At 71.3% G+C, this 15,176-nt stretch carries 11 protein-coding genes; 4 read left to right on the top strand and 7 right to left on the bottom strand.

Annotation, left to right across the window (positions count from 1 at the left end; translation table 11 throughout):
• Positions 1 to 54: 54 nt before the first annotated feature.
• From ACYVD1_RS19450 to ACYVD1_RS19435, 4 genes are all read left to right on the top strand, one after another.
• The gene (locus ACYVD1_RS19450; RefSeq protein ID WP_460774677.1) at positions 55 to 1,395 is read left to right on the top strand and encodes a flavin monoamine oxidase family protein; all 1,341 of its coding nucleotides are present in this window, start codon (positions 55 to 57) and stop codon (positions 1,393 to 1,395) included.
• Between the two features lie 166 nt (positions 1,396 to 1,561).
• Entirely contained in the window at positions 1,562 to 2,368 is an 807-nt protein-coding gene (locus ACYVD1_RS19445; RefSeq protein ID WP_460774673.1) for a class I SAM-dependent methyltransferase, read from the top strand.
• A gap of 121 nt (positions 2,369 to 2,489) precedes the next feature.
• The gene (locus ACYVD1_RS19440) at positions 2,490 to 3,896 is read left to right on the top strand and encodes an acyl-CoA thioesterase/BAAT N-terminal domain-containing protein (RefSeq protein ID WP_460774669.1); all 1,407 of its coding nucleotides are present in this window, start codon (positions 2,490 to 2,492) and stop codon (positions 3,894 to 3,896) included.
• The gene (locus tag ACYVD1_RS19435; protein WP_460774666.1) at positions 3,893 to 4,813 is read left to right on the top strand and encodes a hypothetical protein; all 921 of its coding nucleotides are present in this window, start codon (positions 3,893 to 3,895) and stop codon (positions 4,811 to 4,813) included. The genes ACYVD1_RS19440 and ACYVD1_RS19435 overlap by 4 nt, the downstream gene beginning before the upstream one ends.
• Here ACYVD1_RS19435 and ACYVD1_RS19430 read toward each other — a convergent pair.
• From ACYVD1_RS19430 to tatC, 7 genes are all read right to left on the bottom strand, one after another.
• Positions 4,758 to 5,582 carry an ABC transporter permease gene (locus ACYVD1_RS19430; protein ID WP_460774662.1) on the bottom strand — a complete coding sequence of 275 codons (825 nt, stop codon included), beginning with the start codon at positions 5,580 to 5,582 and terminating at the stop codon, positions 4,758 to 4,760. The two genes, ACYVD1_RS19435 and ACYVD1_RS19430, sit on opposite strands and share 56 nt — an antisense overlap.
• Positions 5,579 to 6,517 (bottom strand): ATP-binding cassette domain-containing protein, encoded by a 939-nt coding sequence (locus ACYVD1_RS19425; RefSeq protein WP_460774659.1) that lies wholly within the window; start codon positions 6,515 to 6,517, stop codon positions 5,579 to 5,581. Before ACYVD1_RS19425 ends, ACYVD1_RS19430 begins: the two co-directional genes overlap by 4 nt.
• A 121-nt stretch (positions 6,518 to 6,638) precedes the next feature.
• Complete coding sequence (locus ACYVD1_RS19420; RefSeq protein WP_460774655.1) at positions 6,639 to 9,755, bottom strand: BTAD domain-containing putative transcriptional regulator; 3,117 nt, start codon at positions 9,753 to 9,755, stop codon at positions 6,639 to 6,641.
• Positions 9,756 to 9,847: 92 nt separating this feature from the next.
• Positions 9,848 to 12,685, bottom strand: coding sequence for a DEAD/DEAH box helicase (locus ACYVD1_RS19415; RefSeq protein WP_460774652.1), 2,838 nt, complete (start codon positions 12,683 to 12,685; stop codon positions 9,848 to 9,850).
• A gap of 12 nt (positions 12,686 to 12,697) precedes the next feature.
• Positions 12,698 to 13,594 carry a diacylglycerol/lipid kinase family protein gene (locus ACYVD1_RS19410; RefSeq protein WP_460774650.1) on the bottom strand — a complete coding sequence of 299 codons (897 nt, stop codon included), beginning with the start codon at positions 13,592 to 13,594 and terminating at the stop codon, positions 12,698 to 12,700.
• 99 nt (positions 13,595 to 13,693) lie between these two features.
• Positions 13,694 to 14,119: a DUF397 domain-containing protein gene (locus ACYVD1_RS19405; RefSeq protein ID WP_460746165.1), complete on the bottom strand. Its 426-nt coding sequence runs from the start codon at positions 14,117 to 14,119 to the stop codon at positions 13,694 to 13,696.
• A 150-nt stretch (positions 14,120 to 14,269) separates the two neighbouring features.
• On the bottom strand, positions 14,270 to 15,109 hold the full coding sequence (tatC, locus tag ACYVD1_RS19400) for a twin-arginine translocase subunit TatC (protein ID WP_460774781.1): 840 nt from the start codon (positions 15,107 to 15,109) through the stop codon (positions 14,270 to 14,272).
• Between the last annotated feature and the right edge of the window lie 67 nt (positions 15,110 to 15,176).

Here is a 15,176-nt window from a genome sequence, read left to right as displayed (position 1 = left end):
GCGTGGGAGCACGGGGCCCGAGAGCGGGCCCCGCGACACAGGGGAGGTCCGGGCATGGAGGGACGGCACCAGCACCACGACGCGGTGGTGATCGGGGCGGGGTTCGCGGGGCTCAGCGCCGCCCAGGACTTGGTCCGGGCCGGACTGTCCGTGCAGCTCCTGGAGGCCAGGCCCCGCGTGGGCGGGCGCACCCTCACCCGCTACCTGCCCGACGGCACCCAGTTGGACCTGGGCGGACAGTGGATCGGACCGACCCAGCGGCGGATCAGCACAGTGGTGGCGCACTACGGCATCGGCACCTACTCCACGCCCGCGCACGGGGAACCGGTAATCGACATCGACGGAGAGCGGCGCACCGCCGCGCCTCCCGAAGCGGACGCCCTGCTGGAGACGGTCGACGCGATGAGTCGGCAGGTGCCGCGCGAACGCCCCTGGGACATCCCCGAGGCGCGGGACTGGGACCAGCAAACCTTCGCCTCCTGGCTCGAGGAGACCGGATACGACGAGCCGGTCACCCGCTACGTCGCCCGGGTCATCTCCGGCGGGCTCCTGGCGGGCAGCCCCGCCGAGACCTCCGTGTTGGAGACCCTCTTCTACATCGCCAGCGCGGGCGGAGTCGAGGCGATCACCGGTTACGAGGGCGGCGCGCAGCAGACGCGGATCGTGGGCGGGGCCCAGGTGATCGCCGAGCACATGGCCGCCGACCTGCCCCCTGGCGTGCTGCGCCTGGGCGAACCCGTGGTGGGTGTCGAACACTCCGCCTCGGGTGCGCGGATCACCACTCGAACGCACGCCTACACGGCCTCGCGCGTCATCGCCGCCGTCCCGCCCGCCCTGGCCTCGCGCATCCGCTACGATCCGCCGCTGCCACCCCTGAAGGACGGCGCGCTCCAGCGCACCCCGGTCGGATCGGCCCTGAAAGTCCACGCGGTCTACCCCACCCCGTTCTGGCGCGAGCTGGGCCTGTCCGGACTCTCCACCTCGGCCTCCGGGGTGCTGACCGAGACCGTCGACAACACCCCGCCGACCGGACCGCGCGCGGTTCTGACCGGTTTCGTCTACGGGGACGACGCCGTCCTGCTGCGCCGCTTCGACCTGGAGGAGCGCCGCAGGACCGTCGTGGAACGGCTCGTCGAACTCTTCGGTGACGGCGCCCGGGAACCCGAGGAATACGTGGAGTTCGACTGGATGGCCGAGGAGTGGACCCGAGGCTGCTTCTCCGGTCACCTCGTGCCGGGGGCGACCGTCCCCTTCGGGCCCGCTCTGCGCGCCCCGTCCGGGGTCATCCACTGGGCCAGCACCGAAACCGCCACCGAGTGGAACGGCTACTTCGACGGCGCGCTGAGTTCGGGCAGCCGCGCCGCCGCCGAAGCCCGTGAGTCCCTCGGACGCTGACACCACCGGCCCCACCGGCCCGGTGCCACGGTTCCGGAGGGCTCCCGTCACCCGTCTGGCCTCTAGGCGCCTTCAGGGTCTGGCCCCTAGACGCATTCAAGGCTGTTAGGGTCGCGACCCAGCGACCCGTCACCCGACACCGAGCTATTGCTAGGGGGCGACCCCGATGAGTGCCGCCGAATTCGACGCCCGCCGCTACTGGGACGAGCGGCTCCGCAAGAACTGGTCCCTGCACGGCGTGGGCATGGTGCGGCTGGCGCGCAGCTACAACCAGTGGATGTACCGTGTGCGCGCCCGCGTGTTCCGCAGGACGGTGCGGCGGTCCCGCATCGACACCCCCAACGCGTCGGTCCTCGACATCGGCTCGGGCACCGGCTTCTACGTCAACGCCTGGCGCGATCTGGGCGCCCGCGAGGTGCGGGGGATGGACATCGCCGACAGTGCGGTCGAACAGCTGCGCGAACGCTTCCCCGAGGTCCCCTTCGAGCGCGCGGACGTCTCCGACGGAACACCCTTCGAGGACGGCGCCTTCGACGCGGTCTCCATCTTCGACGTGCTGTTCCACATCGTCGACGACGACCGCTACGAGCAAGCGCTCACCGAGATCCACCGGGTCCTCGGCGCAGAAGGGCGCTTCATCTTCACGGAGAACTTCGTCCCGGAGCACCGGGCCGGGCGCAAGCACTACGTGAGCCGTTCCCGCACGGCGATCGAGGACCTGCTGCACCGGGCCGGGTTCGAGGTCGTGCGGCGCAGGCCCGCGTTCGTCTTCATGGCCCCGCCGGTCGCCTCCGACAGCCGCTGGCGCTGGGCCCTGTGGTCGAAGGTCCTGCTGCGCCTCGCCCGGCGCGAGCTGCGCGGCAAGTACCTGGGCGCCGCGATGTACCCCTTCGAGTTGCTCCTGACCGCGGTTCCGCTCCAGAGCCCGGTCATGGAGATCGTGGTGTGCCGCAAGCGCCGTACCGACGACTGACGCGCCACGCCCGGCCTGTCGGGTCGGGACCGTCACCGACTCCTCCCTTCGGATTCGCGCTTGACGCGGCGTCAACGCGCAGACTGGTCCTCGAAGGATCGTTCTGGACGAGGAGGCCGGTATGCGACGACGGCGGCAACACCCGTGGCGGGGCTACACGGCCGCGTTGGCGTTGGCCGTGACGGCCTCAGCGTGCACCTCCGCCCCCGGGGAGCAGCCCGAACTCGCAGCGGGACCGGATCGCGTACTGGTCGACGAACCCGCCGAATTCTCCGCCAGTGGACTGACCCCCGGCACGGAGGCCACACTGTGGGTTCGCACCACCGACGGCCAGGGTCGCCTCTGGGCCGCTTGGGGCGTCTTCGTGGCCGACGCCGAGGGACGCGTCGACCCCGCGGCCCAAGCACCGGAGTCCGGCTCCTACGACGGGGTGCACTCGGAGGGCCTCCTGTGGTCCATGCGGGTCACCGACGGGGCATCACCGAACGGCACCGCGCCCGTGTCCGACGGCGACACCGAGCTCAACCTCACCGTGGGCGTGGACGTCGGCGGCCACACCCTTGCTGAGGAGGACACCGTCCGTCTCCTCCACGACCCCGGGATCCGCACCGAGCGCCTGGACGGCACGGCGGGCGACCTGGTGGGAGACCTCTACCTGCCGCCCGACAGCGGCCCGCACCCCGGGGTGCTGCTCCTAAGCGGATCCGAGGGCGGGCGGGCCCAGCCGCAGTTGGCGGAGCTGATGGCCAGCCGGGGCCTCGCCGTCCTCAGTCTCGCGTACTTCGCCGAGGCCGGGGTTCCGGACAGCCTAGAGTCGATCCCCGTGGAGTACGGCCAGGACGCACTCGGGTTCCTGGCCGACCACGAGGATGTCGCGGGGAACCGGGTCGGCGTGATCGGCGCCTCCAAGGGGGGCGAGTTCGCGCTGCTGCTCGCCTCGTCCGACCCGAGGGTGGGCGCCGCCGTGTCCGTGGTCGGCTCCGGAGCGGCCATGTTCGGCATCCCGTCCCCCACGGCCACCCAGCCCGAAGGGGGAGGCTCCTGGTCTCGCGGGGGCGAGGACCTCCCCTACCTGGAGTTGTCCCCGAACCCGCCCGAAGGTGCCCTCGGTGCGCTGCGCGGCCACCCCACGCCCCTCGACTGGAGTTACGCCGGGGCGCTGGAACAGGCCTCACCCGCCGAGCTGGAGGCGGCCACGTTCCCCGTCGAGGAGCTCGACGGCCCACTCCTGCTGGTCACGGGAGCCCAGGACCAGCTCTGGCCGCCCGACCTCACCGGACTGGCCGAGGACCGACGCGCCGAGCACGGGGATCCCGGAGGTACCGAACGCGTCGACCACCCCGAGGCAGGCCACGCACTCCTCGGGGTGCCGAACCTGCCCACCACCTACTCCGGTGCCGCGCCGCTGGTGCCCGTTTTCCTCTGGATGGAGCTCGGCGGTGACCCTTGGGCCAACGCGGAGGCGGTCGACGACACGTTCCACCGCTCCGTCGACCTCTTCCACGACGCCCTCGGGGAGGCGCCATGAGCCCGTTCCGCAAGTGGGCCGGTCGATCCAGTGCCGAGGCCGACGCGACCGCCCCGTCACTGCCCGCGCCCGGCTCCGTCGGCGGCATCGCGCTGGCGTCGGCAGTCGGCGTCGTGTTCTCCGGCCTTCTGGCCGCCGCCGCGCTCGCTGCTGGCTACCCTCCGCCGACCGGGGCGGCCGAATTCGCCGCCCTGCTCCCCAGTGCGGTGGGCCTGACGATGGTCGGGTCGGTGGGGTTCGCCGCGGCCCGCAGCGGCCACCGGGCACCGATGGTCCTCGTCCTGCTGGCCGCCGTGGCAGCGGTGGCCGCCGAAGCACTCGCCCCCGCACACCAGGTGGTGATCGGGGGCGAGCGGTTCACCGAGGGAACCCTCTGGATCGGGGTGTCCGCCTCCGCGTGGCCGGTGCTGCTCCTGGTCGCGGCCGTGGTGTGGTCCGGCGAAGCGCGTCTGAGGACGGGGCGCGAGGAACCCGGTTATCGGCGCTACGGACGGTGGCGTGTCCTCACCAGCGCCGCGGTGGTCGGCGCCGCCGCGGCCGCCGCCCTGGCCGCGACTCTGCTCCCTTCGGCCGAGGTACCGGTGGGGCTGGCTGTCTGGGGTCTGGCAGGGCACGGCCTGACCCACGCCGTGGCGGCCCTGCTGTTGCACGGGCCGCGGTTCGTCCTCCCCATGGCCACTCTTCTGGCCGGTGCCGCTCTCGCCGTTCTGGACACGGCCACCGTCGTGCCCGGGGCGTCGGCCACGGTGTACCTGGCCCTGTGGCCGGGCTACCTGGTGGCCGCGCTCGGAGCCTTGGCGGTCGAGGCGGTGGCCCGCGGCCTGGTGCGGCTCGGCCGACGGGCCAAGGCCCGGGCCGACCTCAGCGCATCCGGTGCTGGTAGGCGCGCAGAGCCAGGGGAAACAGCACCGCGTTGAGCACCGCGATCCACACCAGGCTGGTGGTGAGCGGTCCGGCGACCTCTCCGCCAAGGGTCAGCGCGCGCATGGTGTCCGCCATGTGGCTGACCGGGTTGACCGCCGCCCAGGCCTCCATCCAGCGGGGCATCGTGGCGGGGTCCGCGAAGATGTTGCTGCCGAAGGTCGGGATGATGATCGCCACCTGTCCCACCCCCATCGCGGCCTGGGGTCCCCTGACGAGCATCCCGAGGATCACCGAGGCCCAGCACATGGTCAGTCCGAACAACAGGGCCAGTGCACAGGCCGTGAGCAGGGAGAGCGGGTCGGTCTGTACGCGGAAACCCATCAGGAAGCCGACCACGAGCAGGACGGTCAGCGCGATCGTGTACCGCATCGCGTCGCTGAGGACGGTGCCGACCAGCGGCGCGGACCGGGCGATGGGCAGGCTGCGGAAGCGGTCGAACACGCCCTTGGAGATGTCGGCGTTGAGCGCCACCCCGGTACCGATACTGGCGGAAAGGATCGACATCACCATGAGCCCCGGCACGAGGGACTGCAGGTAGTCGCCGCGGTCCCCGGCGATCGCGCCCCCGAAGAGCGTCGCGAAGAGCAGCAGGAACAGGATCGGCTGGAGGAGGGTGTCCACCAGCGTGATGGGATACCTGAGCAGGGAGCGCACGTTGCGCTCGGCCAGCACGACGCCGTGCCGGAGCCCCTGTCCGGGACTGATCCGGATCCGAGTGGGCGTGGTCCGGGTTCGGTCGGTTTCGCGGGTCGTGGTGGTCATCGCGGGCTCCCGGTGAGGGTGAGGAAGACGTCGTCGAGGCTGGGCAGGCGCAGGGCGAGTTCGTCGGTGCCGATGCCCTCCTGGTCCAGGCGGCGGACCAGGGTGGAGAGCAGGACCGGGTCGTCGACGGGCGCGGTGAGCGTTCCTTTGGCGGTGTCGCGCGCGGGAACGGAGCCGCCCAGCAGCCCGGTGAGGATCTCCTCGGCCCGGACCAGGTCGCCGGGGTGGACCGGGCGCAGGTACAGCGTCTGGCTGCCGATGCGCTGCTTGAGTTCCTTGGGGGTGCCCTCGGCCACCGTTCGGCCGTGGTCGATGACCACCACGTCGTCGGCGAGCTGCTCGGCCTCTTCCAGGTACTGGGTGGTGAGCAGGACCGTCGTACCGGCATTGGAGAGCCCTCGAACGATCTCCCAGAGCTGGTTGCGGCTGTGCGGGTCGAGGCCGGTGGTGGGTTCGTCCAGGCACAGGACGGTGGGGTCACCGACGAGGCTGGCGGCCAGGTCCACCCGGCGCCGCATCCCACCGGAGTAGGTGCGCACCGGCCGGTGCGCGGCTTCGGTGAGCCCGAAGCGCTCGATCAGCTCCGCTGACCTGCGCCGGGCCGACCTCCTGGAAGCGCCTAGCAGGCGGCCGACCAGTTCGAGGTTCTCGGCCCCGGTGAAGTTCTCGTCGACCGAGGCGTACTGGCCGGTCAGTCCGAGGCGGCGGCGTACGGCCACCGGATCGCGCAGCGCGTCGTGGCCGTCGATCCACACGCCGCCCTCGTCGGGGCGTTCCAGGGTCGCGAGGACTCGCACGGCCGTGGTCTTACCCGCTCCGTTGGGGCCGAGCAGCGCCAGGATGCTCCCGGCGGGCGCGGCCAGGTCGACCCCGCCCAGGGCCAGGGTCTCGCCGAACCGCTTGACCAGGCCTTCGGCCCGGATACTGGTGTCCATGGTGTTCCTTTCTCGGGTCGGGAACACCGTGCCAAGGAGACCGGACAGCGGCCGGACAGAACGCGGACAGCACCGGAGGCGTCCCGGACGTCCCCGGACGACGATGTCGGTGTCGTGTCCGTCAGCCCTCGAAGCGCCACTCGGGGCCAGGGTCGGCGGGCACGCCCCGGAGCTCGTGGCGCAGTCTCCGCACCCGAGGGCTGCCCAGGTCGGGGCGGCCCCGGAGCCGGGTGGCTGCGGCCAGGGCACGTGCGGACTCCTCCGGTCGGCCCCGCTGGAGCAGCAGGTCGGCGGCGAGTTCAGCCACCCCGGCGTTCAGGAAGGCCATCCCGACGCCCTCGATCAGCTCCCACGCCTCCCGTAGCGCGACCCCCGCCTGCACGTCGTCGCCCTCTGCCAGCCAGACGGCGCCCTCGGACATGTGCAGTTCCATACGCAGGTACAGCACGTCCATCCACGCCCGGTCCAGCAGCGAGCGCGCTTCGGTGAGCAGCGCGCGTGCCCGGACGGCGTCCCCGTTGTCCAGGGCGACATCGCACATCCGGCACAGACCCAGGATCCGGTACTCCAGCCGGAGACCGCTCTCAGCGTTGAGCGCGGAGAACAGGGTGCGCTCCGCACGGGCGCGGTCTCCGCACCGCAGCCGCTCGTAGCCCAAGGCGATAAGCGTGCCGGGGAGCAGGTCCCCGGCCGGACCCTCCGGATCGATCAGCTCCAGTGCCTGTTCGATATCGCGTACCGCTTGCTCGTTGTGGCCGCGTTGGGAGCGCAGTTGGGCCAGCGCGGGCGTCATCATGGCGACCATCCACTGGTCCCCGACGTCTTGTGCGGCGGTGACCGCCTCCCCAGCGCGGACCTCGGCGGTGTCGGGGTCCCCGGTGGCCTCGGCGAGGCCACCCAGGTAGCAGAGCCCCGCGGACCGCACCCAGGGGTGGGGGTGGGCGCTGGCACGTTCGGCGATGGCGGCCAGACCGTCGTGGTCACCCAAGGACTCCGCCTGTTTGGCGCCGATCACCACTACCGGGGGGAAGGCCGCCATGATCCGGTCGTCGTCGACCATCGGCACGATCTCCGCGGCCTCCCCGGACCGGTCCTGACCAGGGAGGGCCGGAAGCATGGAGCGCGCGACGAGCAGGACGGTCCGCGTCGTGGTGTCAGTCGCGGACAAGTCGATTCCGTCGAGGCGGCGGGCGCCCTCCTCGAACCGGCCGCGCATGACCCAGTACCAGGTCAGAGCCCGGGCCAGCCGCGCGGCGGCCGCGTGGTCCCCCGTCTCCGTGGCGTGTGTGAGGAGGCCGGAGAGGTTGTCGTGCTCGTCGTCGAACAGGCGCAGCGCGCGGCCCTGGTCGGTGCCGAGCAGTCCGTGGCCCGCGCTCTGCGCGTGCTGGGTGAGGTGTGCGGTAGCGGTGGCCCAAGCCCGTTCTTCCTCCCCCGTTTCCCGCAGACGCTCCCGTGCGTAGGCCAGGGTGGTCTCCATCAGTCGGTAGCGGGTGGGACCGCCGCGGGAAGCCGTGGGCCGCAGCAGCGAGCGGTCCACCAAGGAGGCCAGCAGGAAGGGCACCTCGGTGGCGGGCAGGTCGTCCAGTGCGCACACTTGAGCGCCTCCCTCGGCGGTCGCGCCGCCGGGCAGGACCGACAGGCGCCGGGCCACCCGCTGTTCGGGTTCTGAGAGCAGGTCCCAGCTCCAGTCCAGGACTGCGCGCAGGGTCCGGTGCCGCTGGGGCACGGTGCGCCGAGCGGCCGAGAGCAGGGCGAAGCGCTCGTCCAGGCGGTCGGCGATCTCCCGGACCGTCATCGAACGCACCCGCGCGGCGGCCAGTTCGATGGCCAGGGGCAGCCCGTCCAGGCGGCGGCAGATCTGCGCAACAACCGGCAAGTCCTCCGGGCACGGTTCCGTGCCGGGCGCGGCCAGTGCGGCCCGCTCGGTGAACATTCGCACGGCCACGGAGCTGCGGCTCTCTGTGACCTCCAAGGGGTCCACTCGCAGCACTGCCTCCCCGTCCGCGGCCAAGGGCTCGCGGCTGGTGGCGAGCACGCGCAGCCCGGGGCAGCGGCCGAGCAGTTCCTGGACGGTCTCGGCTACCCCGTCGAGCAGGTGTTCGCAGTTGTCCAGGACCAGGAGCCTGGGACCATCGGAGAGCACGGACGCCAGCTGGGACAACCGTCCCCGGCCGGTCGGCCCTTCCAGTAGGGAGGAGCCGCCCACACCCACGGCATCGGCCACCGCGTCGACGATCCCCTGCTCCTCCCAGAGCGGCGCCAGCTCCACGAACGACGCCCGCCTCAGGTCACCGCCGAGAACGGTGCCTGAGGAGAGGAGTTCGACGGCGATCCGGGTCTTGCCCACCCCGCCCGGCCCGAAGAGGGTGACCAGCCGGTGCTCGCCGAGCAGCCCCGACAGGGCCTTGAGCTCGTCGCCGCGGCCGTGGAAGCGGGTGAGGTAGGGGGCGATGCGGTTCCCGGAGGCCGTCGGGGACCCTGTGGCGGTTACGGAGTCCGCGGAGCGCAGGAGGTCGGTGTGGAGCCCGCGCAGCCAGGGCGCGGGGTCGGCGCCCAGTTCCTCAGCTAGGGCGTTGCGCAGCCGGTCGTACACGGCGAGCGCCTCAGCGTCGCGGCCGTCGGCGTGCAGGGCACGCATCAACAGCCCGTGAGGCCGCTCGCGCAGCGGGTTGTGCTCGCACAGGCCACGCAGCTCGGTCAGGAGCGCGGCCGCCTCCCCTTGCCGTGACCGGGCTTCCAGTACGTCCTCGGTGGCGGTCAGCTTCAGCTCGGCGAGCCTGTGGCGAGTGTGTTCGGCGAACCGGGTGTTGATCCCTGCCAGCGGTTCCCCGCGCCAGAGCTCCAAGGTGCGGGACAAGGTATCGGCGGCCTCGGCCGGGTTGTGGTCGGCGAGCTGGCGGCGGCCGCGCTCCGCCCGCGTCTCGAAGCGGTGGAGGTCGACCTCCTCGGGGGCCGCGTCCAGCACGTAGCCGCCGGGAACGGCCCTGGGGCCCAGGTCCCCCGCGCCGTATCCGCGCAGCATCGACCGGGTCCGTGAGACCAGGCGGGCCAGGGTCTCGGTGCCGCCACCCGGCGGGTCACCGTCCCAGACCTCCGCCAAGAGCAGGTCGGCGGTGACCGTCCTCCCGGGCGCGAGCGCCAAGCGGGCCAGCAGTACGGCGGAGCGCCCGCTGAGGGAGGGAAGGGCCTGCCCCTGCCCGTCCCGAAGGACGAGGGGGCCCAGGATTTCGACGCGCACACCGCAAACCTTTCAGAGCGGGCGCCCCACCACCAAGCCCGTGGACGGCCGTTCCCGGCCACGCCCTCGGTGCCCCGCTCCCCCGCCGCCGGTCAGTTGAGCGACGAGTACGCGACCACGCCGCGGCGGACCAGGTCGGCGGCCTTGCGGGCCCTGCTCCGCACCTGCGGGTCGGCCGCCGCCCCGGCGATCTGGCTGAGCATGTCCACCAGCATCTTCGCGGTGCGCACGAAGTCGCCCGCGGTCATTTCGGACTGGCGCAGGATCGCGTCGAGCCGGTCGCCTCGCGCCCAGCGGTGCGCGGTCCACACGAAACCGAGGTCGGGCTGGCGTTGGAAGGAGACGCGGTGCCGGGACTCCACCTCGTTGAGCTCGCCCCACAGCCGCATCATCTCCGAGAGCGCCTCGTCGACCGCGCCCTCGGGCACGCGCGGGAAGGCGTCGTCGCCCCGGCGCGCCTCGTAGACCAGTGCGGCGACGCAGGCGGCCAGGTCCACCGGGTTGAGGTCCTCCCATACGCCCCGGCGCAGACACTCGGCGACGAGCAAGTCCAGTTCGGAGTAGATCTTGGCGAGCCTGCCGCCGTCCTCGGAGACCTCGTCCCCCGACAGGTAGTCCAGGTCCTCCAGGACGCCGCACACCCGGTCGAAGGTGCGGGAGATGACGTGGGAACGCCCCTCCACCCGGCGGCGCAGCACGTCCGTCTCCTTCTTGAGCCGGAAGTAGCGCTCGGTCCAGCGGGCGTGGTCCTCGCGGTCGGAGCAGCCGTGGCAGGGGTGCTCCTTGAGTTCGGCGCGCAGCCGCCGGATCTCCGGATCCTCCTGGTCGCCCCGGCGCTTGCCGCGCTCGTAGGCGGGGTCGCCGCCCTGGTCCCTGAGCTTGTTGCGCAGCGTCGAGGCCAGGTCCTGGCGAGAGCGGGGAGAGCGCGCGGAGAAGGACTTGGGGATGCGCATCCGGCCCGACGGCTTCACCGGGACGGTGAAGTCACTGGCGTTGAGCCGCTTGACCTGTTTGTCCACGGTCAGGACCAGCGGCGCGGGCAGGTCGTGGCGCAGCCCCGGGTCCAGGACCACGGCGTGCCCGGAGAAGCGGCCCGAGGGGACGCGGATGATGTCGCCCGTGCGGAACTTCTCCATGCTCTCCAGGGCCTCGTCGCGGCGCCGGGCCGAGCGGTCGCGTGAGAGCTCGGCCTCGCGGTCGCTCAGGTCACGGCGCAGCGCCGCGTACTCCATGAAGTCGCCTAGGTGGCACTCGGCGGCCTGGGCGTAGCCCTCCAACGCTTCCTCGTGCTTGCGCAGCTTCCGCACCAGGCCGACCACCGCGCGGTCGGCCTGGAACTGGGCGAAGGACGCCTCCAGCATGTTGCGGCTGCGCTGGCGGCCGACCTGGCCGACCAGGTTGACGGCCATGTTGTAGGAGGGCTGGAAGCTGGAGTTCAGCGGGTAGGTGCGGGTGCCCGCGAGGCTGGCCACCGACTCGGGGTCGGTCCCGGCCTGCCAGATGACGACGGCGTGGCCTTCCACGTCGATACCGCGCCGCCCGGCCCGGCCGGTGAGCTGGGTGTACTCGCCGGGGGTGAGCGGGGCGTGGGTCTCGCCGTTCCACTTGTCGAGCTTTTCGATCACCACGGTGCGCGCCGGCATGTTGATACCTAGGGCGAGCGTCTCGGTGGCGAAGACCGCGCGGATCAGCCCTTGGGAGAAAAGGTGCTCGACGACCTCCTTGAAGGTGGGCAGCATGCCCGCGTGGTGCGCGGAGATACCTGCCTCCAGGGCGCGCAGCCAGGAGTCGAAACCGAGCACGGTGAGGTCGGCGCGCGGGATGTCCGCGCAGCGCGTCTCCGCGTACTCGCGGATGTAGTCGGCCTCCTCGGGGGTGGTGAGGACCAGCCCGGAGGCCACGCACTGCCGGACCGCGTCGTCGCACCCGGCGCGGCTGAAGACGAAGGTGATCGCCGGGAGCAGCCCTTCGGCGTCCAGCTCCTCGATCATCGTCGGGCGTGTGGGCGGTGCGAACCGGGTACGCGGGCGCACGTTGCCGCGGGCCCGCGTCTGCGGGTGGCGGCGCCGGTTGGCGAGCTGGGTGGTGCGTGCGTCGTCCTCGGCGGTACGGCTGAGGTAGGGGTTGATGAGCAGCTTCTGCCCGCCCACCTCGATCTCCTGCGGACGCTGGCGCTGCGACCGGCGCCGATCGCGTTTGCGGCGGTTGCGTCCTCCGCCGCTCTCTTCGGCGGCGGAGGCCTCCTCCTCGGGTTCGACGAAGAGGTCGTGGATGCGCTTGCCCACCATCACGTGCTGCCACAGCGGCACGGGGCGCTTCTCGTCGACGATGACCGTGGTGTCGCCGCGTACCTGCTGGAGCCACTCGCCGAACTCCTCGGCGTTGCTGACGGTCGCGGACAGGGCGACCATGCGCACCGACTCGGGAAGGTGGATGATCACCTCCTCCCAGACCGCACCGCGGAAGCGGTCGGCGAGGTAGTGGACCTCGTCCATGACCACGTAGGCCAGTCCGCCCAGCGTGGACGAGCCCTCGTAGAGCATGTTGCGCAGTACCTCGGTGGTCATGACGACCACCGGCGCCTCGCCGTTGACACTGTTGTCGCCGGTCAGCAGCCCGACCTGGTCAGCGCCGTAGCGCTTGACCAGGTCGTTGTACTTCTGGTTGGACAGCGCCTTGATCGGCGTCGTGTAGAAGCACTTGGTGCCCTCGCTGAGGGCACGGTGCACGGCGAACTCGCCGACCACGGTCTTACCGGAACCGGTCGGCGCCGCGACCAGCACCCCGTGCCCGCCCTCCAGGGCCTTGCAGGCCCTGATCTGGAAGGGGTCGAACTCGAACCCGTAGAGCCCCTGGAAGGCATCGATCGCGGCGCTCGAAGCGCTCTGGCGCCGACGGAAGGCGGCGTACTGCTCGGAGTGACTACTCATAGGACCATCAGCCTATGAGGTCAGCTCCAGCATCTCGACCGCTTTGGGCACCACGTCGCACACCAGTCTCGGGGGCCCCATACGCTCGCCGTCGGCGAAGGCGGTCCCGGCCTCACCTCGGATGGTGACGGAGCGTCCCCGGTCGAGGACCACCTCGTCGAGGTCGAGGTGGCTCCCGTTGAAGACCTTGGGGAACATGCGCAGGAACCGGCCCAGCGGCCCCTCCTTGACGAAGACGACGTCCAGCAGCCCGTCGTCGGGAACCGCCTCCGCGCACACGTGCATGCCGCCCCCGTAGGCGGAGGTGTTGCCGACCGCGACCAGCATCCCGGGTTCGGCGATGCGCCGGTCGTCGATGTCGATCTCGAAGTCGATGGGGCTGAAGGAGCGCAGTTCGGCGAGGAGGCCGACGAGGTAGCCGGCCCGGCCGATCCCGAAGCGGAAGTTGTTCACCCGTTCGTTGACCCTGGCGTCGAAGCCGCAGGCCAGAACGCTCATGTAGTAGCGCTGGGTACCGTCGGCGGTGGTCAGGCGCACGACGTCGCTGGGGCGGGTGCGCCCCTCCAGGATCGCCGTGGCCACGGACTTGGCCGAGCCTCGTGGGAGGCCGAAGGCGCGCGCGATGTCGTTGCCGGTCCCGGCGGGGATGACCGCTAGGGGGACCCCGGAACCCACCACACCCTGCAGGGCCTGGTGGGCGAGGCCGTCACCGCCCACGGCGACCAGGGCGTCGGGGCCGTCGGAGGCGGCCAGCCGGGCCAGGCGCCGACTGTCCGCCGCGGAGCGGCCGGTGTAGACGTGCACGCGCGCTCCCGCGCCGCGCAGGGCCTCTTTGAGGCGCACCGCGATGACGGAGGCGCGGCGCCGGCCGGAGGCCGGGTTGACCAGAAGGGCGATATGAGGGGGCATATGCCGGTCCTTAGCTACCCACAGCTGGGGTCGGGATGGTGTACGGGGACGGGTGAGGCACCCGCACACCCGCCGCGCCCGAGTGTGCGCGCCGCCGGTTCAGGAGTCCTCGGTCCCGGACCCCGGCCCGGCTTCCTCACGCTGGCGGCGATGGTACTCCTCCATGGCCTCGGGAGTGTTCAGAGGGGAGGGTACCCAACCGGCCTCGACCTCGGCCTGGCCGCGCTGGATCGCGATCTCCTCCTCGGTGAGGTACTCCTCGGGGATGTCGAACTCGCCGTCTCGGGCGCCCAGGACGAAGGCCTCCCACTCGGCGGGGGTGAAGAACAGGGTGCCCTTCTCCGGCGACTTCCCGTCCCGCACGGCACGGAAACCGTCGTCGAACTCGGCGACCTCCACGACCGCCTCGGCGTCCGGCTTGGACAGGGAGGAGCGCATCCATACGGCATGGGTGGTGTCGTGCCATTTCTCGTTGCCCATGGCCTCGGGCGGCAGGTCCTTCTTGGCCTCAGTCTGCTCGCTCATCACGTGCTTCCCATATCCGCTTCTGGTTGCAGGGGCCGAGGGGTATGGGGGTCAGAGCCGCCCTTCGGCCTCAGGGGCAACCAAGCGTTGCCCCTGGCCCGAACCCTAGCGTGCCTGGATCGGTCTCACAGCCGCTTGACAGGTGAACGCTCAATCGCCTTTGCCGCGGCCCTTGCCCGATTCGGACCCCTCGAACTCGTCCAAGGTGGAGGGCTGGTCGTCGATCTCGGAGATCTCGTCGTCGTCCAGGTCGCTGGTGGGGTCCTTGCGCTTCTTGCGGCGGTCGTTGAAGAAGCAGAAGAGTTCGGCGATCTCGAAGAGGACGACGAGGGGGACGGCCAGGGCCAGCATCGAGACGGGCTCGGCCGGGGTGACGATCCCGGCGATCAGGAAGGCGCAGAAGATGATGACCCGGCGCCACTTGGCGATGGCGGCGTGGCTGAGGACGCCGACGATGTTGAGCAGGACCACCAGCAGCGGCAGAACGAAGCCGAGGCCGAACATGACCATCATGATGAGCATGTAGTTGAGGTACTCACCGATGGTCAGGAACGGGTCCGCCTCGTCTGGCAGGAACCCGAACAGCATCTGCAGGGCCAGCGCCGTGATCGTGTACGCCAGGCCGGAGCCGACGACGAACAGGATCCCGGCCAGCGGGGCGAAGATGTAGGCGTACTTCTTCTCGCGGCCGTGCAGAGCGGGGGCGACGAAGGCCCACAGCTGGTAGAGCCAGAACGGCCCGGTGACCAGGGCACCGACGAGCAGCCACACCTTGAAGGCGACGAAGAACGCGTCGAAGGGCCCGGTGACGATGAGGGAGCACCCGCCGCCGTCGACGACCTGGGAGGCCGGCAGCGAACAGTAGGGCTCGGTGAGGAAATCCCACACCTGGTCGTAGAAGATGAAGCCGACCACGGCGCCCAGGCCCAGGATGATCATCACCTTGGCCAACCGGTTGCGCAGCTCGCGCAGGTGGTCCATGAGCGGCATCCGGGCGTCCGGGTTGGCCGATCGGCTTCGGGACCTCATGGTGCGGTCACTCTCTTCCCATTCGGGC

Source organism: Nocardiopsis nanhaiensis (assembly GCF_054778635.1).
Note: the sequence above shows the minus strand (reverse complement) of the source record. Positions and strands in the feature narration are given on the sequence as shown.